Annotated in this window: 20 protein-coding genes; 2 read left to right on the forward strand and 18 right to left on the reverse strand. The window is 62.8% G+C overall.

Annotated elements, in window-relative coordinates; translation table 11 throughout:
* The first annotated feature begins 71 nt into the window (after nt 1-71).
* The gene (locus tag SGRAN_RS23045) at nt 72-302 is read left to right on the forward strand and encodes a DUF6437 family protein (protein WP_237233521.1); all 231 of its coding nucleotides are present in this window, start codon (nt 72-74) and stop codon (nt 300-302) included.
* A 114-nt stretch (nt 303-416) separates the two neighbouring features.
* On the opposite strand, the gene SGRAN_RS14475 is transcribed toward SGRAN_RS23045, so the two are convergent.
* The 15 genes from SGRAN_RS14475 to SGRAN_RS14545 all read right to left on the reverse strand — a co-directional run bounded on the left by SGRAN_RS14475 (nt 417) and on the right by SGRAN_RS14545 (nt 17,743).
* Complete coding sequence (locus tag SGRAN_RS14475) at nt 417-806, reverse strand: single-stranded DNA-binding protein (RefSeq protein ID WP_007688363.1); 390 nt, start codon at nt 804-806, stop codon at nt 417-419.
* A gap of 303 nt (nt 807-1,109) precedes the next feature.
* Nucleotides 1,110-1,538, reverse strand: a complete 429-nt coding sequence (locus SGRAN_RS14480) for a DUF6915 family protein (protein ID WP_067184763.1) — start codon at nt 1,536-1,538, stop codon at nt 1,110-1,112.
* A 10-nt stretch (nt 1,539-1,548) separates the two neighbouring features.
* Nucleotides 1,549-2,010: a DUF6878 family protein gene (locus SGRAN_RS14485; protein ID WP_067184766.1), complete on the reverse strand. Its 462-nt coding sequence runs from the start codon at nt 2,008-2,010 to the stop codon at nt 1,549-1,551.
* A gap of 121 nt (nt 2,011-2,131) precedes the next feature.
* Nucleotides 2,132-3,085 carry a DUF2493 domain-containing protein gene (locus tag SGRAN_RS14490; RefSeq protein ID WP_067184769.1) on the reverse strand — a complete coding sequence of 318 codons (954 nt, stop codon included), beginning with the start codon at nt 3,083-3,085 and terminating at the stop codon, nt 2,132-2,134.
* Between the two features lie 305 nt (nt 3,086-3,390).
* A complete protein-coding gene (locus SGRAN_RS14495; protein WP_067184772.1) occupies nt 3,391-3,813 on the reverse strand; it encodes a hypothetical protein in 423 nt (140 codons plus the stop codon).
* 11 nt (nt 3,814-3,824) lie between these two features.
* The gene (locus SGRAN_RS14500) at nt 3,825-4,121 is read right to left on the reverse strand and encodes a zincin-like metallopeptidase domain-containing protein (protein ID WP_082737278.1); all 297 of its coding nucleotides are present in this window, start codon (nt 4,119-4,121) and stop codon (nt 3,825-3,827) included.
* Complete coding sequence (locus SGRAN_RS14505; RefSeq protein ID WP_037485796.1) at nt 4,118-5,020, reverse strand: ArdC family protein; 903 nt, start codon at nt 5,018-5,020, stop codon at nt 4,118-4,120. The genes SGRAN_RS14500 and SGRAN_RS14505 overlap by 4 nt, the downstream gene beginning before the upstream one ends.
* A 57-nt stretch (nt 5,021-5,077) precedes the next feature.
* The gene (locus SGRAN_RS14510; RefSeq protein ID WP_037485793.1) at nt 5,078-7,285 is read right to left on the reverse strand and encodes a hypothetical protein; all 2,208 of its coding nucleotides are present in this window, start codon (nt 7,283-7,285) and stop codon (nt 5,078-5,080) included.
* Complete coding sequence (locus SGRAN_RS14515; RefSeq protein ID WP_067179944.1) at nt 7,282-9,069, reverse strand: hypothetical protein; 1,788 nt, start codon at nt 9,067-9,069, stop codon at nt 7,282-7,284. The genes SGRAN_RS14510 and SGRAN_RS14515 overlap by 4 nt, the downstream gene beginning before the upstream one ends.
* Nucleotides 9,066-10,457, reverse strand: coding sequence for a tyrosine-type recombinase/integrase (locus SGRAN_RS14520; RefSeq protein ID WP_081796380.1), 1,392 nt, complete (start codon nt 10,455-10,457; stop codon nt 9,066-9,068). Before SGRAN_RS14520 ends, SGRAN_RS14515 begins: the two co-directional genes overlap by 4 nt.
* Nucleotides 10,458-10,610: 153 nt before the next feature.
* Complete coding sequence (locus SGRAN_RS14525; protein ID WP_067184778.1) at nt 10,611-11,360, reverse strand: ArdC family protein; 750 nt, start codon at nt 11,358-11,360, stop codon at nt 10,611-10,613.
* Nucleotides 11,361-11,527: 167 nt separating this feature from the next.
* Nucleotides 11,528-13,516, reverse strand: coding sequence for a ParB/RepB/Spo0J family partition protein (locus tag SGRAN_RS14530; RefSeq protein WP_067184781.1), 1,989 nt, complete (start codon nt 13,514-13,516; stop codon nt 11,528-11,530).
* A 348-nt stretch (nt 13,517-13,864) separates the two neighbouring features.
* A complete protein-coding gene (locus SGRAN_RS14535; protein WP_210434149.1) occupies nt 13,865-14,131 on the reverse strand; it encodes a DCL family protein in 267 nt (88 codons plus the stop codon).
* A gap of 43 nt (nt 14,132-14,174) precedes the next feature.
* Nucleotides 14,175-16,784 carry a DEAD/DEAH box helicase gene (locus SGRAN_RS14540; protein WP_067184787.1) on the reverse strand — a complete coding sequence of 870 codons (2,610 nt, stop codon included), beginning with the start codon at nt 16,782-16,784 and terminating at the stop codon, nt 14,175-14,177.
* Entirely contained in the window at nt 16,781-17,743 is a 963-nt protein-coding gene (locus tag SGRAN_RS14545) for a HamA C-terminal domain-containing protein (protein WP_067184790.1), read from the reverse strand. Before SGRAN_RS14545 ends, SGRAN_RS14540 begins: the two co-directional genes overlap by 4 nt.
* A 262-nt stretch (nt 17,744-18,005) precedes the next feature.
* Between SGRAN_RS14545 and SGRAN_RS14550 the strand changes: the two genes are divergently transcribed.
* Nucleotides 18,006-18,518, forward strand: a complete 513-nt coding sequence (locus SGRAN_RS14550) for a DUF6933 domain-containing protein (protein WP_067184791.1) — start codon at nt 18,006-18,008, stop codon at nt 18,516-18,518.
* A 65-nt stretch (nt 18,519-18,583) separates the two neighbouring features.
* Here the strand turns inward: SGRAN_RS14550 and SGRAN_RS14555 are convergent, their stop codons facing one another.
* The 3 genes from SGRAN_RS14555 to SGRAN_RS14565 are packed head-to-tail and all read right to left on the reverse strand — an operon-like array spanning nt 18,584 to nt 21,476.
* Complete coding sequence (locus SGRAN_RS14555) at nt 18,584-19,318, reverse strand: RES family NAD+ phosphorylase (protein ID WP_067184794.1); 735 nt, start codon at nt 19,316-19,318, stop codon at nt 18,584-18,586.
* The gene (locus SGRAN_RS14560; RefSeq protein ID WP_067184797.1) at nt 19,315-19,728 is read right to left on the reverse strand and encodes an MbcA/ParS/Xre antitoxin family protein; all 414 of its coding nucleotides are present in this window, start codon (nt 19,726-19,728) and stop codon (nt 19,315-19,317) included. The genes SGRAN_RS14555 and SGRAN_RS14560 overlap by 4 nt, the downstream gene beginning before the upstream one ends.
* Nucleotides 19,729-19,781: 53 nt before the next feature.
* Nucleotides 19,782-21,476: a strawberry notch C-terminal domain-containing protein gene (locus SGRAN_RS14565; RefSeq protein ID WP_237234029.1), complete on the reverse strand. Its 1,695-nt coding sequence runs from the start codon at nt 21,474-21,476 to the stop codon at nt 19,782-19,784.
* Between the last annotated feature and the right edge of the window lie 15 nt (nt 21,477-21,491).

Here is a 21,491-nt window from a genome sequence, read left to right on the forward strand (position 1 = left end):
TTTTCCTACACGCGTCCGGAATGCCAGTATCGTCAGCGGAGGGGACCAACGGCCAGCAAGAAGGAAACCCTATGGCCAGGTCCAAACCCACTGCGCGCGATGCGCTGAAGAAGCTGCGTGAACAGCGTGCTCAACTCGAAACCGAAGAGGCGCGCCTTCGCGAAGAGGCAGCGACCGAACTCGGCAAGGTGTTGATCGAGTGCGGCGCCGAGACGATCGAACCGGCACAACTGCGCCAGATCGTGCGTGCATCAATGGCACTCGGGATCGAAGAAACGCTGAAGCGCATCGCACCTGCGTAGCCCCAACCTGCGGCGGCAAGGGGTTCGATGCCCCGCGCCGCCGCATAGCCCCAGAGCAAAAGAAAAGGCCCCGATGGCGTCTGCCACCGGGGCCTTGTCGTGGGGTAAGGACATTCAGTCCTCGTCGATGTCGGGGGCTCCCTCGTTGCTGCCCGAACGGCCCTTGGTGAGGAAGTCGACCTTGTCGGCGATGATCTCGCAGCCGTAGCGCTTGGTGCCGCTCTGATCCTCCCACTGGGTGTAGTGGATGCGCCCTTCGACCGTCACGAGCTGGCCCTTGGTGCAGTACTTGGCGACGTTCTGGCCCAGGCCGTTGAAGCAGGTGATCCGGTGGAATTCGCTGTCCTTGGCGGTGTAGCCGTTCTCGTCCTTGTAGGTCTTGCCATCCTTGCGGGCGGGACGGTCGGTGACGACCGAGATCGAGGTGATGCTGGTTCCACCCTGGGTGGTGCGGGTTTCGGGGTCGCGAGCGATGCGGCCAACGAGGATAACGAGATTGGTCATGGGCTTTCTCCTGATCGAGCATTCCGGGTCCATCCCGGCTGCAAACCCGAGCAGAAGCGCCCCGCGGCGAAGCGCACCGGAGGGGAACCCGGAACTGGTTCGGGTGGTGCGGGCAGCCGGGCACAGCCCGGCAACTCGGCCGGACCTGATCCGGGTTGCGCGTCTCGACGGGGGGTGATTCAGGGACAGGTTTGTATCGAAGCCGGGTGGAGCTGGATGCCGTGAACAGGTTTGCCCTGCCTCGTGTTCCTCCGGTCTTGGTCGGATCATTCCCCCGCCATCCCTCCACCGGAGAGCCCCTTCCTAGATCACGGTACGGACCGCTCCGCCAGCAGTTGGCCTGGTCCCGGACACCCCGGCTCCGCCAGGGACAGGCATATCGATCGTCACCCCTTCAGCGCCGTCCAGAGGGTTGCCTCGAAGCATCCAGGCCTGCGGCGTGATCAAGCGCGCCCAGTCCGCAAAAGAGGGGATTGAGCCCAAGTCTTCGCGCACGTGCTGCTCGCCGACCAGACGCACCGGAACGACCCGGCCATCGGCATTAACGAGGGTCTCGCCGAAGATCGCCTCCAGCATGAATATCCCCTCGGCATGGTGCCGCAGCGCGCGGTGCCGAGGGTCTGCCAGGATTGCCTTGGACTGGTCGAACCACTGGTGCAGCGGGAGATAGTCATCGACCGTGCCGCCCCATTTCCGGACCGACGAGAGGGCGTGGTAATAGCAATGGGCCATGCCAAGTCTCCTAGAGCTCGGTCGAATGATCATCGGTCGCGGTGAAGCGCAGGCTGCAGTCGAGCACGAAGGTCGCTTCAGCCACATCGATCACCAGTTCGCCGCAGGCACCGTCGTTGATCTCCCAGCCAGGATGGTGACGTTCGAGCGCCAGATATGTCAGCTGCTCGAGAGCTTGCTCGAGTGAGTGCAGCTCCGCGGAACCGTCACCATCGGAGTTGCCTGCTTCGTCTTCCATAATGGTGACATCGGGGCACGTGATCGCGGCACCAGAGGCATCGAGGCACGCGCATTCCTCAACAGCACCGCTGTCGCCGCAGCCGTCAAAGCGGATCTCGACGCGGGCGATTCCGGCTTCCTGCAAGCGCGGGAGAATGACGGTCTTGAGTTGCTGAATTTCTTCGACCACCTGGGTCTGCCGCTGGGCCTGACGAACGGCAAAGTCGGCCATCACGGCCTCGATATCGATCATGGAATGCCTCCTGTAGAAAGGAGCCAACGACCATCGCTGGCTCCAGTCGACAGGCGCCCCCCTTTCCTCTGATGGACGACGCCAGCGCCGATCCGGCGCTGGCGCGAAAACCGACAGGGCCTTAGTCGGTCCTGGCCGAAGTGTTCTTCGGATTGGTACCGAGGGGCCCGCGGCGATCGACAACGGTGATCCGCCGAGCCTTGGCCTCGATCACCAGGCGTTCGAGTACGCCATTACCCGGGAACGCGATGACGTAGCGCGGATCGAGGGAGAGCATCCGCTCGTTGCGCTTGAAGCCGGCACGGGCGCCCAGGCGCATATCCAGCGAGAATGTCACCTGCGGGATGCCTCGACGTTCAGCCCAGCTCGAAGCCAGACGGTCGACACCCTTGGTGTCGCCGCCATGGATCAAGACCATATCCGGCACGCGGTCGCGGACCTTGTCGAGCGTGGCCCAGACATTGTTGCCGAAGGTCAGCGCATCGTCTTCGGTAGCATGACGGGTGCGCCCTCCGGCGAACACGACCGGGGTTCCTTCGGGCACGGCCGCACGGCGTTTGGCCTCGGCGCGGGCGCGCAGGAAGTCGCGACCTTCGACGAGCGCGGACGTCAGCATTGCACTGTGGTTGAAGCGCGAGCTGGAGACCGGCTTCCAGGAGGAACCGAACTCGTTGAGGTAGAGCGCGGCGGCAACTTCGCGCATCTCTTCGAGCGCCAGCATCGCGCTTTCTGCGCACTGCGCCCGCTCGACCTGGGTCTCGAGTTCATGGGTGTGGACCTCGGATCCATCGGCCGTAGCAATCAGCGCGCGGACCTCGTCGGTCGCCCGGTCGATGGCAGTCGATTTGCGTTCCGCCGAGCGGTGAAAAATGTTGACGAAGGCCCAGCCAAGATCCTCGGCATCGGCTTCTAGAGCGGTCCCGGACACCATGGCGAAAAGATCGGACCAGACCGCTTCGAGGGTTTGGACGACCGCCTCCCGGACTGGGAAATCGCTTGTCGATACGGGAGCGGGTCCAATCGAGAAGCCGGCAAGATCGAGCCCGGCGAGTTGGTCGGCGAATGACGTGTGCATGGGATTTCCTCCTGACTGACGTGAGGCCGACGCACCCGTTCATGGCTGCGCCAGCGAGAGCCCGTCAAGGCCAGCATTCAGGCAGGGTTGCGCACCCGTCAGGGGAAACCTGGCTTGGCGGGCTGGCGCGGGCAGGCCTTGAGCCCAAAGGGCGAAGGCCAACACGGGCCCGACCAAGCCGGGTTGCGCAAGACTGGCGGCTGGCCCAGGGCCTCTCTCGCATGGCGCCAGACCATGGGCGGTCGGAACAGATCCATAGGCAGGGGCACGCCCTATGCTTCATCCATGCATCGCCCCGGCTCGGCTCAAGCCGCACGCTTGGCGTAGACACCCTCTCCGTTCGACATATGCCCGAGACAGTCATAGTCGCCGAACACGGCATCGAAGCGGGATGCGATCTGGGACAGCCAGCGCTGTGCCCGCGGTGAGCGGGCCGTGCGCCAATCGGCGTCCCAATAGGCGCTGTCATCACGCTCGACGATCCAGACGGCCACCAGCCCGCCGTAGACCGATACGCCGAAGTCCGCGTAGGCATTGCGCATGAGGATCCGATCCTCGCGGCCGCGCCACCCGTCATGCGGGATCAGCGACGGGAAGGCTCGGCCGGCCCGCTCGCGCAGGTCTTCCCGCAGCCACTCGTATTCGAACTCCCAGTCGTCCTCGGGTTCGACCTCGAGCACCGTGAAAGCGACGATTGCGCCGCTGGGATAGGTGACTGATCGGCCCATAGCATCCTCCCTCAGGCGGCAAGCGCAGCGTCGTCTGACGCATCGCCAGATAGTTCGACTGTGACCCTTCCGCCGAGCTTCAGCAGCAGGCTCGAGGCTTCTTCGGCCTTGGCGGCAGCGGTCAGAATGGCGCGGTCGTCGTCTTTCAGGAGCTTGAGCCAGTGCTCGATATAGCTCGCGTGGTTGTCGAGATGGGTCACGGGCAGTCCCAGCTCAGCGCCCAGCATGGCGCTGGAGAGCTCGGCCACATATCCTGACAGTCCAGCCCCAATGTGAATTCCAGCAGCATTTTCCCGACCCGGTTTCATGCTGCGATCTCCTCGGACTGAGGCTGCTGAGCGTGCATCCAGTCAGCGGCGGCCTGAGCCTTGCTGGCGGCAGTGAAGATTGCGCGCGGATCATCCTTGAGCGCCCGGAGCCAGGAGGCGACGTAAGCGGCATGGTCGGGGCGCGGATGGTGCGCGATGCCGAGGTCAGCGAGGACAAACGAGGCGGTCAGCTCGGCGCAAATCTCCTCGATCGCAAGACTGTCACGCTTGAACCGCTCCGCGAAGTTGCGGTCGAGCCGGTGCTTGGCCCCTGTGGCGTGGGCCGCCTCGTGCAGCAGGGTGCCCATGTGCGCCGATGCATCGCGAAAACTGGCGAAGCCTGGCATAAAGATGCGATCAAGGTCGATCCGGTAGTGGGCATCATAGGCGCCTTCCGTAATCGGAATCTTCAGTGCCTCGACGAATGCATCAGCGTGTCCGAAGCGCTCGCTCTCGGGCAGTTGTGCCACCGGCTCGGGCTCGTATCCTTCGACCTGGGCAAGGTTGAACACCGTGAACGCGCGGGCGAACATGCGGCCAGGACCTGCCTCTGCGTCATCACGATCATCCTCGGCGCGCGATGCAGCCTGCTTCCAGAACACGACGGTGGTGCCGTGCTCACCCTTGCAGACCTGGGCCCCGAGCGAGGCCCACTGACGGTAGGTGCCCCACAGCCCGCTGGAATATGCGCTGGCCTCAGCAGCGATCCACAATGCCAGCACATTTACTCCCCGGTAGCGCTTGCGCGAGGTCACGTTCTGGGGCCGCGTGGTGGCCGCACCGTCGTGATGCCAGGGCATACGCCAGTCGCCGGCACCGGCTTCTATGGCGGCAACGATCTGGGTGGTGATGCGGGAATAGACGTCGGCGCGCTCGGCTGTCGGATGGGTCCGGGTCATGGGATATCTCCGCGACGGCCGGAGGGAATCTCTTTCCCGCTCCTTCAATCCGTCACCCTAAAATCGGCCCCTCTCCTCTCCCGCCACACCGCAAGCCGGTGTGGCGGCACCTGGCGCGATCTGGGCGAGGACAGCTTCGATCCGTGCCACCTCTGCTTGCAGCGTGACGCGCTGCGGCTCAGGAAGACGCTTCTCGCAAAGCAGTGCGCGCGCCTCGTCGGCCCCGCGCTGCCAAGCCGGACGATGCCGCTCAGCGATGCAGGCGTTGGGACAGCGGACCGGCTCACACATGGCGATCATCGGCGCGGGCGGGCCCGGTTCGGTGATCCGGTTGAGGCAGAGCGCGGTAGCGGGGTCGAAGAAGCAGTCAGCCAGCGGCCCGACGTGCAAGGTCCGCGCGAGACTTGCGAGCATCGTGCGCAGACGCGCCCGGTCGGCAATCATGGCTGGAAGCGGTGACAGATCGGCGGCGTCATCCAGCGCTGCTCCCACGCGGTATGCAGCAGGGCCGCCAAGGCGCGCGCCACCTTGCCGCTCGTCGAAATAGACAAGGATATCGTCGATCTGGCCGAGTGCCCGCTGCGCCTCGACTTCGCCGCGAAAACCCGACCGGCTGCTCCCGGCATAGCCTTCGAACGCGGCGACACTGGCGTGCTTGTACTGGATCATGCCGGCAATCGTGCCGAAGGGGCGGTTGGCGATATGCCAGGCGATGGTGCGGCGAAACTGCCGGGTGGTGATCCGCCATGGCACCCCGGCAGGGCCTAGGGGAATGACCGGGGCAATATCTGAACCGAACCGATCGTTGAGATGGTCGCGGAAGCGGTTCAGTTGCCGGACAATCTCCGAGGACACATGGGTCTTGGTGTTGACCCTGAGCGCGAGGACCGGCCACAGCGTCGTGGTCCCGCGTGCGCGTCCGGCCCGCGCGGACAGCTGCTCGAGCACGGCCACCGCTTCGGCGACCGGTGCAATCGTCACCCACTCGGCCTCCTCGCCGCGACCGAGCTTGCCCTTGTAGGCGATCGACCGGATGCGGTGGCGAAGGATGGCGCCGTCTTCGGCCCTGACCACTTGCAGGCAACCGCGCTGCATGGCCTGCAACTCGCTGTCGCGCATGCCCGAGAGGTAGGCGCAAACGACATAGGCCGCAGCCTGAAGCATGGCTTCCTCCAGCGCGAGCGCCTTCGCATCGAAGCGAGGCCGCCATGGCAAGCTGCTCGTCGGGTCGAGCGATATCGGCGTATCCATGCCGCCATCTTCCGTGCCCAGCTCGTCGATGGCAGCCGCAATCAGGTCCGGCGCACCGGTGGTCAGTCCAAGATGCATGGCCGGCTCGGACTGTGCATCGATGCCGGCGTGCAGGTGCATCAGATGGTAGTTTATCGGCGGCGTGACCTCGCCGGTCCGCTGATCGGTCCGCGTCGTACCATTGTGGGAGTTGGTCCAGATGGGAATACCGCGGCCTTGTCGCCGCAAGGTTGCTATGTATGCGTTGAGGCGCCGGCGCTGCCGCGCTCGCCGGATGATGGGATCGAGTCCGGCCTCCTGTGCGAGCAACCGGTTGCGCCTCGCTTCGAGGCGATCAAGCTCCCCGCGCGCGGCAAGGATATCGCCAGAAAAGTGGGTCACGTAGCGCAGCGACCAGGCCAGAAGCGGCGTGATGATCTCTTCGGGAATGCGCGGCGTCCGGTTCTCGCCGGCGATGTGCCTGGCACCTGCCACAGAGTACGTGTTGCGTTCCGGCCATGGCTCAAAGGAAAGGCGCGCAGTCGGCAGGTGCCGACGCAGTTCGTGGAGGTCGAAGATCACGCGCAGCAAATCTGCAGCTGCCACCGGACGCAGCCCGGCGGTGCGCAACGAGCGCGCAAAGCGGTCGACGAGTGGCTGATCGACCGGTGAAAGATCGAAACGGCCAAGCTCCGCCTTCACGAAGTTGAAAAAGCGCAGGGCCCGGTTCGCCTCGCCCCGCACCGCCGCCGGCTCAAGCTTGCGGCGATGCCCTGGCAGGTCGGTGTTGAGCCGTGCATGGAGGAACTGGCGCAGCGCATCGGCAATGGCGGGATCTTCGATGCCGCCGAAATGCACGGTGACGTGGCAGCGCCTTGCATTGTCGCGAAACACGCCGGGCGAGAGGTCCCAGCTCGGATCGCCGTAGCACGAGAGGTCCGCACGATCGAAGCCGGGGCGCAGGGCCCCGGAAATAAGCACCGGCAAGGCATCACGATCATCGGTCGCTGTGGTCTGTGACGCGATGGCAGTCATGCCCGTGCCTCAGGCGGAAGGTAGAGCGCGGGAGGATGAGTTGCGATCTGCGTGCGGGCCTGCGCCACAACGTCATCGCCGAAAGCGGGCAGGATCTGACGGGCGATGCGTGCATGGGCATGGCCGAACTTGGCGGCCCACTCGGCCTGGCCCATCGCGGTGCGTTGCTCGTCGATGAAGGCCAGGAACGCGAGGATGGCGGGCAGCTTGCGCGCGGTAATGACGGCGTTGCGGCAATCGAGGCAGCCCCAGAACGGTGTCGGGCATGGCGATCCGGCGGTGCTAAACGGACTGGTATAGAAACCGGCGCAGCTCGCGAGCCAGACGTCCTGCTCGCCGTCGAGCAGCGCAATGGTATCGTCAGTGCCGCGGAAATCGGGGTCTGTAACGGAATCGCGTAGCTGCGCTTCCTCAAGCGGTGGCAGTAGCCGCGGACCTGCAACAGCTTCCTCAAGAGCATCTACGACGGTCTGCTCGTGCAATGGCCGCAGCGACGGGACATCGGCGTAATGCCGCGCGGCAATCTCGACCGTATGCCCGACAGCAAAGCGGGTCATGTGTCCTTCGGTCTTGAGGTACCAAAGGGCCTTGTGCGTCTTGCGCAGCTGGGAGAGGCGCAGATAGAGCGGCGTGCCTGCATCATCGACGATACCGTGCCGAGCAGTCCAGGCGTCGATGGTCGAGCGGGGATGGCGAATGCCGTCGGCGATCTCGCCGTGCTGATAATAGACCCACAGGCAATCGGAAGGATTATGCGCCCGCGCCTTGGCCGAGTGTGCAATGATGCGCCGGATCAGGCCGCCCGGCGTGGTCGAGCCGCCGTCGCGCACCCGGATAGTCTTGTGTTCAGCGCCGTGCGCGCGAAGCTTGATATAGGCGATGTCCACGGTTCCGCCCGAGGCATTGCGCAGGCAATCGATGGTGAGCGTCTTGCAGCACTCGAGTTCAAGCCCGGTCTCCAGCGAGAGCAGAACGAGCAGCGGCACGATATCGGCAGCCGTGAGGTGATGGGCTGCGTGAAGGCTGATGTTCATGTCCGGAGCCGGCATGTTGCGGCTCCGGAATCGCCGGTGGAGCGCCTGCCACTCGGCATCGCGATAGTACAGCACCCCGCGTGCTTCGATGGCCGTATGGGCTCTTCGGGTCGCAGCCTCGATCTCAGGAACTTCGTCGAACCGGGGGCCAGCACGCAACCGCGCATCGATGGCGGCAAGGTCGGCGCGTGCCGCGTCGCGGAGCTGGCGGGCGACTAACGGGCTGTAAGCATCGCGCGGCCGCGGCCTCACATGGGGGTGCGAACTGACGTAGCGCAGCCGCTCGCGAAGCTCGGGGTGGATGGCACCCGCCGTATCGGTAGCGATCCGGCGAAGGACGGCAACGATCTTGGCGACCACGGTGGGAAGATGCACCCGCGACTTGCCCGCAGCTTCGAGCCAGGCCTCGAAGCCGTCGATATGACGGGCGCGCAGGTCCGCAGGGCCATCGATCCGGTCCGTTGTCGTCGCGAGGTAGGCGAAGAAGCGCGGCAGTGTGTTGGTATAGGCCTTGACGGTCGTCCGCACGATGATCGGCCCGCGCGGCGCAACCAACGAGAACAGGCCGCGGGCAAAGGCGAGCGCGAGGCCACGCGGGCGCAGGGTGGTGAAATCGACCAGCACCCCGCCGCCGTATGGGGGATCGATAGTGAAGCGCAGCGCACTGACCTGATCCCAGGGATCGGCACCCTGCGTTGCACCGTCTTGCTCAAAGCTGACCTTGCGCCCCTTCCTGGGTGAGCCGGTCATGCCGGGAGGTATCCCGGCACGCGCGCAAGCAACTCTTCGACCGCCGCATCGACGGTATCGGCGCGGGTAGCAAGATGATCGAGATAGATCGACGTGGTGGAAAGACTGGAATGGCCGAGCAGGCGTTGCACCTGCTGAAGCGGGTCGCCGAGCAACTGGCGATAGCCTTCCATGGCGCCTGCCGGTGCGGCTGCTTCGGCGAGGCGGCGCTGGATCAGCATCGCCAGCATGTGAACAGCGAAGGAATGCCTGAGTTGATGGGGGCTGACGCGAACGGGAATGCCCGCATCCGCGCAGCGGCGGCTCGCCCGGGCGAAGATCGCTTCCCATGAGTTGGGGAGCACAGGATGCCCGACCTCGGTAAGCCACAGGACGGCAGCTTCACATGGCGTGCCATCGTCGGCGCAGATGACAAACCTTGCCCGCTCGTCGGGGGTGACGACTTCCATATCCATAGTGCCGCCGCCAACCAGATGCATCACGGTCGGCAGCAGTGGTGGGCGATGTATGAAGATCGGGCGTTCGATGGCATCCCAGCCTCTGCGCGCCGTGAACTTGGAGACGGCCGAAGCGCGCTCAACCGCCATGTAGGCATCGAATGCCGACAGCAGTCGGCGTGGCAGCAGGATGGTACGGCCGCGATCACCCTTGGTCAGCGCCGCTGGAAGCTCGACCCGGCGTTGGCGCTCTGCGCGCGCATCCCCAACGGGAATCTCGGCGGCGAGCAGGAAGGAAGCTTCTTCGAGCCGCAATCCGGTCGTGACCAGCAGGTCCGCGAAAAGCGCGTTGCGCGCACCATTGCGGTCGCGTGCTCCGGGGCGCTCGGCTCCCTCGACGGTCAGGCCACGCAGTCCGACGTCCCGAAAGGCCTGGTAGTCGGCCAGATCGACAAAGCGGACATCGGACCGGCGGGCAGCGCGCTCGTAGGCTTCGTTGCGACCGGCAATGGCAGCGCGACGGCCCCCGTATGATCTTCGCCACACCTGCCGGTGGGTAAATGGGGTGCGTTCGACCAAGCCTTCGACTGCGGCCCAGCGGTATAGCTTGTCCAGCGAGGCAATCGCCCGGTTCCACGTCGATGCGGAAATCCGGAACTCCGCATCGCTGCGCCGGCGCGCGCGATAATAAGCACCGACATCATCGGCATCGGCTTGCCAGACAGTCTTGCCACGGACCGAGCCCAGGAAACGAACCCAGACCAGAATATCGTAGCCATGCGCGCGCAGCGAGTGGCGCGAACGCGCGCCGTTCAGCGGCAGGTCCAGGAAGAAGCGATCGAGGTCCGGATCATAGATCGCCTCCTCGCGCAGGATCACCGGAATGTAGGCGTCCAGGCCATCCGCTGCGCGGCGTTCCTGGATAACGATCAAGGCCCCTGAAATATCCACAGCTTGCCAGTCCCTCCCCCGGACCCCCTCCCGAATCCAGAACGCACCCGTTGCGCGCCTGCGGGACGGTGGTCATCAGGCCGGATTACGCCAGCTTATGGATAGCGCTTCATCCGGCCTGATGCCCCCCTGCGTTGCGCCAAATCATACCGTTCAATGGTGCGTCAGGCACGGTGCAGACTGTCCAGATAAGGCGATGAGTTCCTCGGCGGCATAGGCCGCCGTACCGAAACGGTTCTTGAGATCGCGTCCCAGCCGGCTGGCATGGCCGGTCCAGTGCGACAGCTCGTGAGCGAGCGTGGCATAGTAGTGGTCGAAGCCTTCAAACAGGGTCGCCGGAGGCATTGTGACCCGATCAGCCGTGGGTTCGTAGTAAGCCTCGCAGCCCTGCTGGCGTAGATTGACGGGGATGGCAGCGAAAAAGGCGTCGAGTTCGCCCTCGCGCCCTTCGGGCTCGACCAGTTCCAATGTTGCAGCCGGATGGAAGCGCTCGGGCAGACCGTCGACCTGATCGGCATTGAAGACCGGATAGGCCTTCAGCACCCGGCGGGCTTCGTCGGTCTTTTCGCCGGTATCGGGAGCTTCCACCTCCTTGGTGTAGCTCTTGTAGAAGATCGCAATGGTCGATTTCTCACCCTTGCGGACCTGGGCACCGAGCGATTTGGCCTGGTTGTATGTCATCCAGAACGGCGAGGCGTAGCCGCACATGTCGGCGACCATCCACAGCCAGAACACATTCATGCCCCGGTACGGAATCCCGCAGGCCCGCAGGGGCCGAGAAACGGGCACGCCGCGCCACGGCTTGATCCACGGCTTCGTGCCGGCTTCCAGACGCGCGATGATTTCCTGAGTGATGCGGGTGGCGGGCGACAGGCCGCCGCTCTGCCCCTTGCGATAGGCCATGATGGTTCTCCTGATTAAGGCATCTGGACAGTCGGCGACGGGTTCGCCGGTCAGTGCCACAGGGTCCCGAGCCCCCTCTGCTCTTCTCCCAAAAAGGAAGCGGCCCTCCGGCGTAAGCCGAAGGACCGCTTCTCGAGGTGCGAGTGCCCTTGCCTGTCAGGAGGAGGTCAGGCGGCCAGCTCACGGGGGGACTGATCTTCGGTATCGACACCGGTTTCAGCTGCAGTGGTGTCGACCTCGGGCTCGCCAGCATCCGGCGCAGCGGAAGCGAAGCGCATGACCTCAGGCACCCAGGCCAGAGCCTTCTCGCGCACTTCGACTTCTGTGATGTAGGTGCCGCCGAAGACACGCTCGGCACTCATCGCGAGATCGCCCTTCTTGACCGAGGCAAAGCGCGAGGAAAGCTCGAAGCCGCCGACATCGGTCAGCGAGTCGAGGATCACCTGCTTTGACACCCGGTCGAAATAGTTGGCCGCAGTCGGGCGCCACCACTGCGCCATGTCGATGCCGATCAGGCTGCCGAGGTGGTCCTGGAACGGCAGCTGACGCTCGCCCGTCATGTTGAGGCTCGCCTCGAGCGACCGGGCTACGACATAGCCAAGCCATGCCGCGCGGCTGTCATTGGACAGCGCGCGAAACAGGTCGAAGCGGGAAGTCGCATCGGTGCCTGCACGCCAGCTTTCGTCGAGATTGGACCTGAGCTCAGCGAGCGCGCTGCTGGCCGGAGCATCTTTGGCTTCGAAGCCAATGATCGGACCGGCCGGAAGAGGCGCACGCAGTGTGGTCGCAGCCCGCGTCCGCCAATCGTGCGTATCGGCATCAGCCAGCGTGAAGACCATGACGTCGAGCGCAAGCCCCGGGTCAGAGGCGACATGCAGCGCAAGGACGTCGCGGCGCTGCATGGCGAGCTCGTCGACCAGGCGCTTGGACAAGGTGGTCCGGCGCTTGTCCGTGCCGTCGTCTGCCGGAATGACTTCGATCCCGCTGTCGGCTTCGGCAGGTTCAGCCTGCCGCTCGCCGTAGAATACGGGCTGGAGAACCGGCGTGCCATCTCGAGAGAGCACCAGGATCATGCCCGCCTCGGCCTTCAATTCGGCCGGGATCACGGGTGGGCGTGCGCGGATGTCCTGACACTCGCGTTCGATGGCCTCGATAGCCGCTTCGGCCGCCGCCACGGCTTCCTCGGCGCTGTCCTCATCTTCCAGGATCGCCGCATGCTCGTCGTAGGAGGCATCGAGTTTGTCGAGCCTCGCCAGTTCCGCCTCGGTGAGCGGCGCCGGTTCGGCAGGAAGCCTGACCAGCCCTTCGACCAGATCGTGGCTGGCATAGGGATCGAGCGTGGGCTTGACCCAGGCGAGACCCTGCTCAGCTGCGAGCGCCTTCGCCTGTTCTTCCATCTTCGCCGCCGCGAGGCTCTCGAGCAAGGCGACATCGACCCAGGATTCACTGTCGTCGTCATCGAACAGTTCGCGCTCGATCCGCCCCCCGGCAGCAATGTAGGCGTCGCGGCCAATAAGCCGGGCGCGCGGATCGCTGCCCCGTACGGTTCCAGAGAGGACCATTCGCCGAATGCTGTCGGGATTGGGCGCATAGTAGGCCGAGGAAACCTGCTCGAAGACGCGGGCCTGGACTTCCTGGTCCGAGGTTGCGCCAAAGGCTTTGGCGATGTCGAGAGTGATCTGGCCCGAGGCAAGTGCCTCGAACACGACGGGCGCGAGCGTCGCGAGACGCAGACGGCCCTCGACGAAGCGGACGGTCAGGCCAAAGCGGCGCGCAACATCTTCAACAGTCGCACCGCCTGTCACAAGCGCGGCAAAGGCCTGGGCTTCATCGGCAGGGTTCATGGCCAGGCGGTGGAAGTTCTCCGCAAGGCTGGTCTCGACCGCGGCTTCAGCACTGTCTTCGAGCACGAGGCAGGTGACTTCGTGATCGCGGGCGAGGATCTTTTTGTCCGCGAGCGCGAGCATCGCGCGGCGGCGGCGCTCGCCGGCTTCGACCTCGAACTTGCCCTTGGCGGCGGGCCTCACGATGAGATTCTGCAGCAGACCGTGGGCTGCGATGCTGGCTTTGAGTTCGGCATCTGCAGCGGGGTCGCTGTGCCGGCGGACATTGCGAGGGGACTGGACGAGCTTGTTCAGCGGGATCGACTTGATCATGGGACACACTCCTGATTGTGAGCCCAGTGCATCGACCATCGACGCCCAAATGGCTCAATCAGGGCAAAGCCCACTCCCCTCTAGTGCGTTTGCTGCGGATATCCCGATCGGCACGGACAATGACCGATGGCGATGGTTGGGACAATCCTGCCGCTCCATAGCGATAGGTCGAACGGCAGAAACTGCCAGCAGCCGGCATTCAGCGGTTGCCTAACCGGCATCGCAGATTGACATAAGGTGGGCCGTCATCGGTCTGTAAGTTTTCGTCTTTATCAGAGGCGAGAATGCGGAGAGCAAATTTGGCGTTTGCTGGCTGGCTCCATCAACAAGGTTGCGCTTTTCGCTCAACTAGGTTCCGTAGACACAGGCAGTGTGGGAGAATTTCTCCGTCGTACCGTCCGGGCGATTCACCCAAAAACAGCGCGTCCCGAAATCTGCCGTGCGAACACTAAAATGTGTTATGCCGCAGCCGATCTTCATACCGGCATCTGGATGCCGGTCGAGTGCGGCGCGAAGAACGACTGCATCGTTGGCGCTTACCTTGTCGCCCAAGTCGTAGCGGTGTAGCATGGCGTTGAGATAGGCGACAGCATCTCCTCGCTTCACGAAGTGCATCGGCCCGAGATCTATTGGCTTAGCAGGCATCCAAGTTTCTCCCCTAGATCTGCTCTCCGACTGCTGCCCCATTATCGTCTAGGGGTAGCAATCGCTCGCGCAGTTCCCGAACGATTATCAGCGGAATATCCATAGCTTCGAGCTGATCGCGGCGTTCAGCGACCCAAGCTAGACAGTCGTTTTTGCTGAGATCATCCCTCGCGATCTTTTCGTAAAGTGCGACCGCGCTCATGCGGGAAAGCCCAAGTTCCATGAGCGACAACAGCGTTCGCGACGAGACGCCGAATTCCAGCTGCGTTCCGATATCGAGGTCATGCTCGATCAGATCGTCGCGGCCGATCTCGCGCAGGTGCATATGAAGCACATCCATATAAGCTGAGAAGAATTTGGGAGCCTTGAAGCGCGCGATCTGTTCAACGAGATCCATCGTGTCGCGAATAAGGGCAGGTAGCCGATAGCTCCTTCCAACGCTTTGATGCCATTCGATATTCCGACGTATCATTGTGGCAAGTGAAAGGCCCCGCAGCCAGTTTACAACGATGACTGCGTAGCGACGGTTCACATTTTCAGGGCCGAATGCGGGAAAAAGATGGGTGTGGATCCTGCCCATGATCGCAACAAAGCGGTCGAAGCTGTCTACGCTGGCGACATCAGCCGGCAGCAGATTTTCCACATCGCCGGAGTAGGAGCGGAAGGCTTCCAGAAGTCTTTGCAGCCCCATTGCGCTCACGCCAGGGTGGCGGGCCGCGAGCGTAGCGTCGATGTCAATCTTGGACGCCAGATCTCCCAAAACGCGGTCGAGTCTCGCAAGCGAAGCTGCGTCGTGCCGCTTCGCAAAACTTGCCCCGGAGATCGATCCGAGGCGCATGTAAGTCGTCAGAAGATAGGCTCCGACTTGCTCGAACTGATCGGATGGTCCAAGAGATGCTAGGTCGAGCGTATCGCGGTGGTCGAGATAGTTGACCAATTCGTCCCCAAATTCCAGCACAGCGTCGGTTTCGCGCTTGATTGGGTATCTGGCGCGTTGGGGTACGCCGGTCGGCCACGCAGCTTTGTCCTGCGGATTGATACAAATAATGTTTCCCTGAAACTCATCACCCCATCGGCCGGCACGGCCCGCGAGGTTCCAGAAGTCGTGCGGCTCCATCGGATGCCCCATGCCCTTGCGCGGACCGCGCAGGACGATGGTGCGGCATGATAGATTGACGCCTTCGATCAGCGTCGATGTGCAGACCAGGAACCGGATCTTTCCCGCGCGAAAGAGACGTTCGATCTCCAGTCGGATAAGTGATGGCATATTGCCGAAGTGAAAGGCGACACCACGTTCAACGAGTGGCGCGAGCCGAAAATTAGGATGCACGCCTTTTCGCGCCAAATCCGCTAAAGCTGCGAGTTCTGGGTCGATATCGACCATCGCAGGAAGCAGCTGGCTGATCAAATCGGCAACTTCCTCGGACTCCCCTGCCCCATTGGCATAGACAAGGGTGCCTCCACGCTGGCCGATCGCAGCGGCAATGAATGCGAGACGCTTGCGCAACCCGTCTGGCTTGCTGGGAAGTTCGAGCGTTCCAATCGGAAGAAGGGCTTCTCCTTGCCGGGCCGCCAACTGCCAAAGTTTTGGTTTTCGGGGGACCTGGTCTGCAACAATTACGTTTTGCAGCACCGTAGGCGCGTCACTGTCCACCGCCACAGTCTCGATTTCAGGAGGGGCGTCGGTTAACAGTTCTTCGGGGTTTTGTGTTGCCGGGCTGATGAAGACAATCTTCAGCTTGGGATTGGCGCGTGTCGCACGCTCGATTGCGTCTTGAAGAATGACGCCGCGCTGATTGTCTCCGATCTTGTGGGCTTCGTCGACAATCACGAGGTCGACTTTGAAGTCATCTCCCAGGATGTTCGCAAGAAGGTGCAACCGCTCCTGCGTGAAGACTAGGATCAGCCTCCGATCGCCGCCACGCGCAGAATCAAACTTCTCACGTAGTGGAAGCGATGAGACTTCGATCGAGTCGTTTTTTCCCAGAATCTTGGCGATGTTCGATTCGATTTCGGACACTAAGGCTCGTGTTGGCGCGAGGTAGATAGCAATATCCGCACTGCCCACGGCCATCTGGTCAATTAGCCATTGGAGCACAAGAAAGGTTTTTCCAGATGCAGTGGGCGCGGACGCCGAGAGCCAGTTCTGCCCCTTTGCGTTATTCCAAAAGCGCTGCTGGAATTCGTTGACTTGAAGCCACGCGCCGCTCGACTCAACAAGAATTGAGCGCTCCATCTCGCGTCGCTGTGCTTCCAGCCGAAGCGCGACGCCCAACCGCCCCTCAAGATCTTCTGCTAACATGTCCCGTTGGCGGGCGAGCGTGACGGCGCGAAAGTTTGATAACTTCCCGAGCAGGACCGCCCCGGCGTCGCGGATTGCCTGATCCTTGCTCAAGGAAAGAGCGGCGGTTGCAATCCGCAACGCGGTCTCTTGGTCAAATCGCTCGGCCGAGCGCGCAAGTATGCTTCCGGCCAGCAATAGGCGCGGCCAATCAATCACTACATCATTCGCCTCGGGCAACAGATTGTCGAGTTCGGTGCGAACTGTCATCCAGGTGATGGCATCTAGGTCATCACGTATTCCCTCGTCGCGCAGCCAGGATTGTAGTTCTGCGAGACTCATTCGCTTTTCAGTCCCATTGATTTGAGGAACGCTGAGCGGAAACCCTCGGCGGACGGGAGCGGTATGCAGAACAACTGGATTTCCATGTCGCTCAGCTTTTCAGCCAAAAGACGGGCGCCTATCTTGGCCCGCCAGCCCGTCAGCGCGTCGAGCGACGCCGCAACAATTTCGTCGGCGACCGCCTGCACATTATCCGCCGGATAAAACGGCGCGTCGAAGCCGACCAAGGCGATGCCGCAGTATTGAACCCGTGTAGACAAGACCGAAGAGCGATCAAAGTAGCGCCGGAGCGCGTCGGTTAAGACCGGATCGGTGAGATCAGCCTTATCGCTCAGCAGCATGAGGTCACGTTCGCGTCCGGCCCCTTCATGCTCCGGCTCGATAAGAAAGGGCGCTAGCGAGGCGAGGCAATCATGGATGGCTGAGTCGGCGCTTTTGTAGACTTTCGACTCGCCCCAATAGAGCTTGAGTATTCCGCTAGATGTCACACCTGCATAGACCCCGTCTGCGCCGTGATAGTGCATCCGGCTGTCTGTCTTCAGATCCATCTTACAAAGAATCTGAGGCAGCTGAAGGAATCGCTCCGCCAGAAGGAATAGCAGCATCTCGCCGCCCTCGCCCGTCTTTGCGAGGTCGGTGAACGACCGCTTGGCGCGCTCGACAAGCTCGGCGATGGCCTCCGTGCTGTTAAATTTCTGGTCGCGGAGCTTTGCATCTGCAACCTTCGAGCGAGGGATGGCGTAGTCGACAACTGCATTGCGCATGAACTCGGCAAGCCGTTGGGGCTGGACGCGACCATTTCCGTCAACTGTCAGGCAATGACAGTGAACCTTTACCTTGTGGCCATCGATCGAGATGTCGCGTTCGACCAGTGTGAGGTGAACGTCGAGGGCTTCCGGATTACCGGTCAGGATCGAAAGAAGATCGGTTTCAGTCAGCTGCGACAGATGGCCCCCCATTAGCTCGTCCACCCAATTCGTAAAAGGAAGACTGAACGATCGTAGGGTGCTGAAGGGAAGGCGTCCAGAAAAGTTGAAACTAAGGCCTTGGGGCACAATGCTGTCGGTCTGCTCAATGAAGCGGGAAGAGCGGGTTTCGGCAGGAGCAGCCGTTCTGTCGCGGTCTAGGAACAACTGACGCTAAATCGGTCGTTGCCATTACCGCGGCGAGGCCGAAAGCGTCAGTGGACGCATTGAACAGCGAACACTATTGAGGGCTGCCATGTTTCACCTGCACTGCACCAAGAAACTACTAGAGCGGATCAAACCCGAGATCGCTGAGCCCTGGCAAAGCGATACCGCCTTGGGCAATTGGTATGCCACGGTGCTGTTCTGGAAGCCGCAAGTCGCTTTGCTGGTTTCTGAGCGCACGCTGCTTCCCGTGCTTATGCCGCTAGCCCCAGCGGCCACGCTTGCTCGAAGATTCCCGGCACAATTGGCGCTGGTTCTGAATGAGCACGGCGTCTCATCTGAATTCATCGCTCAGGAAGTCTGGCGGATGGATCAGGTCCGGTACGCAAAGACTGCGAACCGGAGCGTCGTGGGCATCCTCAATGAGTTCGTTAAGCAGGCCGAATTCTGGCTGGCCGCCTATGCCTATGAAAAGGGCGATGATGACGACCTCCTGGCGATTTCCGCCAAGCTAGCGGAGACACCGTGTAGCCCGCTGTACAAGGGCCCGGTTTCGCCGGACAAAGCCCTTCGTGAACTCGTGAAGGCTGGTGCGCAGATTTAAGTCTGCTGGCCGCCCCCTGTGCTCGGAGATCCTACGGCAATCGTCCGGAAGGCCAAATCTTGCCGTCAGACAGGATCGGGCGGTAAATCGACGATACGGAAAACAGCCCCTGATCCGGCATCACGGACAAGGTCAACGCGCTCCCCATCCCAGTGATAGTCGAGGTGGCGCCCTTGCAAAGGATTTGACGCGCAGTCCGGGTAGAAGAGCGCGACGCATTCCCCACCATGATGCCGGATGCTCGGGTAGACAATGCCGTCGGATTCCGAGCCCCTGAGATTCGCAGCAAGAGCTTGAGATGCCGCGTAGCTGTCAGGGGCCAGCATCGGGGTCAGTTCTGCATCTGCGGATGTCAGATCATGGAGGTCTGCATCGACCGCCATGACGATCTCCCGGAACTGCGAAGTCCAGCCAGGCGCTTCCTTTGTCCGTGCCATAAAGCGGGCATGGTGGTGGATCGTCTCGAACAGTGCGGTTTCAAACCGGTCCCCGACATAGAGCACACCATAGCTACCATCGGTAAAGCGGCTCGGCCGGTCAGTGCTGACGTGGGTGAATGGTGCCATGAGGTAGGAGGCGCCGTTGCCGCCGACGCGTCGGTCGACTGGAACGAGGTCGAGATTCCCAATCGTCGCCATGATGCGGGGATTGGTCTTCTGCTCTGCCGAGATCAACAGCGGCCAGTCGGCCGGATCAGCGATGTCTTCGAACAGGTCGATCGGCGGAAAGGCGCTGCGGATGATCCTGACAGCGCCCTTCCACTCAACCCGAGAAACAGGGATAGCCGCCGTTCCGCTCACCAGCCACCACGATCGGCGTCGAGGTAGCGACGCACCCGCATGATGTCTGTGAGTTCGCCCCCGAGCATGACTTCGAGCGCACTGGATCCGCCAAACGCATCGTTGGCCGACCTGATCCAGGCATATCCCCGCGTCGCCTCCGAGAAGATGATCCGAAGCGCCTTGTGGATGCCCATGAGGTTGGAGAGCCGAGCGCGGCCATCGCGAGAAACGCGCCCCGGGCCTTCGGCTTTCCAGCGGCGATAAGAGCGCACTGGCATGTCGAGCAGCGTTGCCGCCTGGTCGTCGGTCAGCTCCCATTTGCCGAACAGATTGAGGACTGCCCGGAACATGGCAGCTGCCTCGTCCTGGGTAATCGGATCGGGACGGAAAGCGGCAATGGCAGTATCAACGGGTTGCAGAGCCAGCATGGCAAATCTCCATATGGCAGTACATACGCTCAATAATGCCATTTGGCAACAATCTATGCGGACGATGCCAACCTGGCAATCACGCTCGCCGCGCCTTCGATCGGCACGAACAGCCGCGTCTGGTAGCGGATGATTTCCGTAAAGCAGCCTTGGGCCTTGTACCAGTCAAGGCGGGCTACGCTCCATCCGGTCAATTCAATTCGCTGTGAGCCATTGACCAGACTGCGCTTGACCATGAGCTGCTCACGGCCGGCGAATTCCATGGGTCGGCCGGTCGCTAGGACGGTCTGGACGATGTCATCGGCGGAGTGCGATTGCTCGCGTTCCAAACCCAGCGCCCGGCACAGTTCGGGCACGCAATGGGCTGGAACCTCCCGGCCAAGGAGCGACCGGCCATCTACCGCCGAGATGCGGCTCACCCTCACGAAATCCGAAGGAAGCTTGTCCCAGACCGGCAGCAGGAGGCCCGTCGCAAGATAAAGGCGCTCGCGCTTGTGGCTGGACCGCGCTTCTTCAACCTCGGCCGCCCAGGCTTCGCGGAAAGCTTCGACGGAGATACCCTCCCAGCTGCTCTCAGCCAGCTGATCCTCGGTGATGTGGCTGCGCTTCAGCGGGCGCAGCAATTCGAAGCGGGAAACGCGCGTGCCGTCATCGGCAAGAATGCTGCGGGCGGGCACGAGCAAGGCGACCCGGCCCGAGCGGGCGTTCCGAACAGTTCGCTGCCGTTGCCCAGCGGCGAGGCCGTAGAGCTCCTCGAGTCGCTTGAGCGTCAACGGCTTCAAGGCTCTGGCAATTTCCAGTTCCAGCAGATGGGTTGTTGCGCCCGACGCCGGATCCGTGCGCAGCAGCGTGTCCAACAGTAGCGTGAAGTCCTCGACCGCGATGGTCTCAAGGCCGAGATCGAGCGTCCCGGCCTGGCGGGCGACATCGATACGCGCCTCGACCAGCCCCATGAACTCGTCAAAGATCGCGTTCTGCAAGGCAATCGGCAACGCGAGGATGCGATTGAGCCAGCGCTGGATCGGCGGCAGGTCATCGACCATCGACCCGTCAGGAGCTTCGATCCTGAGGCCCGTCAGCTCCTGGAAGCGCCCGAGGCTGACCGCTTCGAGCTTGCCGGTGAACAACAGGCCGAACCAGCGATGGAGCGCTTCCTTGGCGTAGATGCTCTCGAGATTGTCAGCCGGATCGAACAGGTTTTGCCCGCCGGTCTGGCGCTGCCCGCGCGTGAGGGCACCGAGGCTGTCGAGGCGACGTGCTATCGTCGAGATGAACCGGCGCTCACCGCGTACATCGGTCGTAACGGGCCTGAACAGCGGGGCCGAAGCCTGGTTGGTCCGATTGGTGCGGCCAAGCCCCTGGATTGCTGCGTCTGCCCGCCAGCCCGGCTCGAGCAGAAAGTGAACGCGGCGGGCCTGGTTCGTGGATGCGAGATCGGCATGGTAGCTGCGCCCCGTTCCCCCGGCATCGGAAAAGACAAGAATGCGCTTGGTGCCGTCCATGAATGCCTGGGTTTCAGCGACGTTCGCGCGCGGCGACCGGGATTGCAGCTTCTGACGACCATCGCGGCCGACGATGAGCCGCCGCGTCCGGCCGGTCACTTCCGCCACTTGGTCGACGCCAAAGCGTTCGATAGTGGCATCAAGCGCTGTCGCGATCGGCGGCAAGGCGCAGAGCTGCTCGATCATCCGGTCGCGCGCGGCGAGTGCCGATCGGCACATTACCGGCGCGCCTTGCTCGTCGCTCATCGGCTCGGAGCGAGG

Source organism: Sphingopyxis granuli, assembly GCF_001559015.1.
Classification (GTDB): domain Bacteria; phylum Pseudomonadota; class Alphaproteobacteria; order Sphingomonadales; family Sphingomonadaceae; genus Sphingopyxis; species Sphingopyxis granuli.

Bases quoted from the DNA above. Each gene is read 5' to 3' on its own strand.
- SGRAN_RS23045 (WP_237233521.1), top strand. From the start codon at position 72: ATGGCCAGGTCCAAACCCACTGCGCGCGATGCGCTGAAGAAGCTGCGT.
- SGRAN_RS14475 (WP_007688363.1), bottom strand. From the start codon at position 806: ATGACCAATCTCGTTATCCTCGTTGGCCGCATCGCTCGCGACCCCGAA.
- SGRAN_RS14480 (WP_067184763.1), bottom strand. From the start codon at position 1,538: ATGGCCCATTGCTATTACCACGCCCTCTCGTCGGTCCGGAAATGGGGC.
- SGRAN_RS14485 (WP_067184766.1), bottom strand. From the start codon at position 2,010: ATGATCGATATCGAGGCCGTGATGGCCGACTTTGCCGTTCGTCAGGCC.
- SGRAN_RS14490 (WP_067184769.1), bottom strand. From the start codon at position 3,085: ATGCACACGTCATTCGCCGACCAACTCGCCGGGCTCGATCTTGCCGGC.
- SGRAN_RS14495 (WP_067184772.1), bottom strand. From the start codon at position 3,813: ATGGGCCGATCAGTCACCTATCCCAGCGGCGCAATCGTCGCTTTCACG.
- SGRAN_RS14500 (WP_082737278.1), bottom strand. From the start codon at position 4,121: ATGAAACCGGGTCGGGAAAATGCTGCTGGAATTCACATTGGGGCTGGA.
- SGRAN_RS14505 (WP_037485796.1), bottom strand. From the start codon at position 5,020: ATGACCCGGACCCATCCGACAGCCGAGCGCGCCGACGTCTATTCCCGC.
- SGRAN_RS14510 (WP_037485793.1), bottom strand. From the start codon at position 7,285: ATGACTGCCATCGCGTCACAGACCACAGCGACCGATGATCGTGATGCC.
- SGRAN_RS14515 (WP_067179944.1), bottom strand. From the start codon at position 9,069: ATGACCGGCTCACCCAGGAAGGGGCGCAAGGTCAGCTTTGAGCAAGAC.
- SGRAN_RS14525 (WP_067184778.1), bottom strand. From the start codon at position 11,360: ATGGCCTATCGCAAGGGGCAGAGCGGCGGCCTGTCGCCCGCCACCCGC.
- SGRAN_RS14530 (WP_067184781.1), bottom strand. From the start codon at position 13,516: ATGATCAAGTCGATCCCGCTGAACAAGCTCGTCCAGTCCCCTCGCAAT.
- SGRAN_RS14535 (WP_210434149.1), bottom strand. From the start codon at position 14,131: ATGCACTTCGTGAAGCGAGGAGATGCTGTCGCCTATCTCAACGCCATG.
- SGRAN_RS14540 (WP_067184787.1), bottom strand. From the start codon at position 16,784: ATGAGTCTCGCAGAACTACAATCCTGGCTGCGCGACGAGGGAATACGT.
- SGRAN_RS14545 (WP_067184790.1), bottom strand. From the start codon at position 17,743: ATGGGGGGCCATCTGTCGCAGCTGACTGAAACCGATCTTCTTTCGATC.
- SGRAN_RS14550 (WP_067184791.1), top strand. From the start codon at position 18,006: ATGTTTCACCTGCACTGCACCAAGAAACTACTAGAGCGGATCAAACCC.
- SGRAN_RS14560 (WP_067184797.1), bottom strand. From the start codon at position 19,728: ATGCTGGCTCTGCAACCCGTTGATACTGCCATTGCCGCTTTCCGTCCC.
- SGRAN_RS14565 (WP_237234029.1), bottom strand. From the start codon at position 21,476: ATGAGCGACGAGCAAGGCGCGCCGGTAATGTGCCGATCGGCACTCGCC.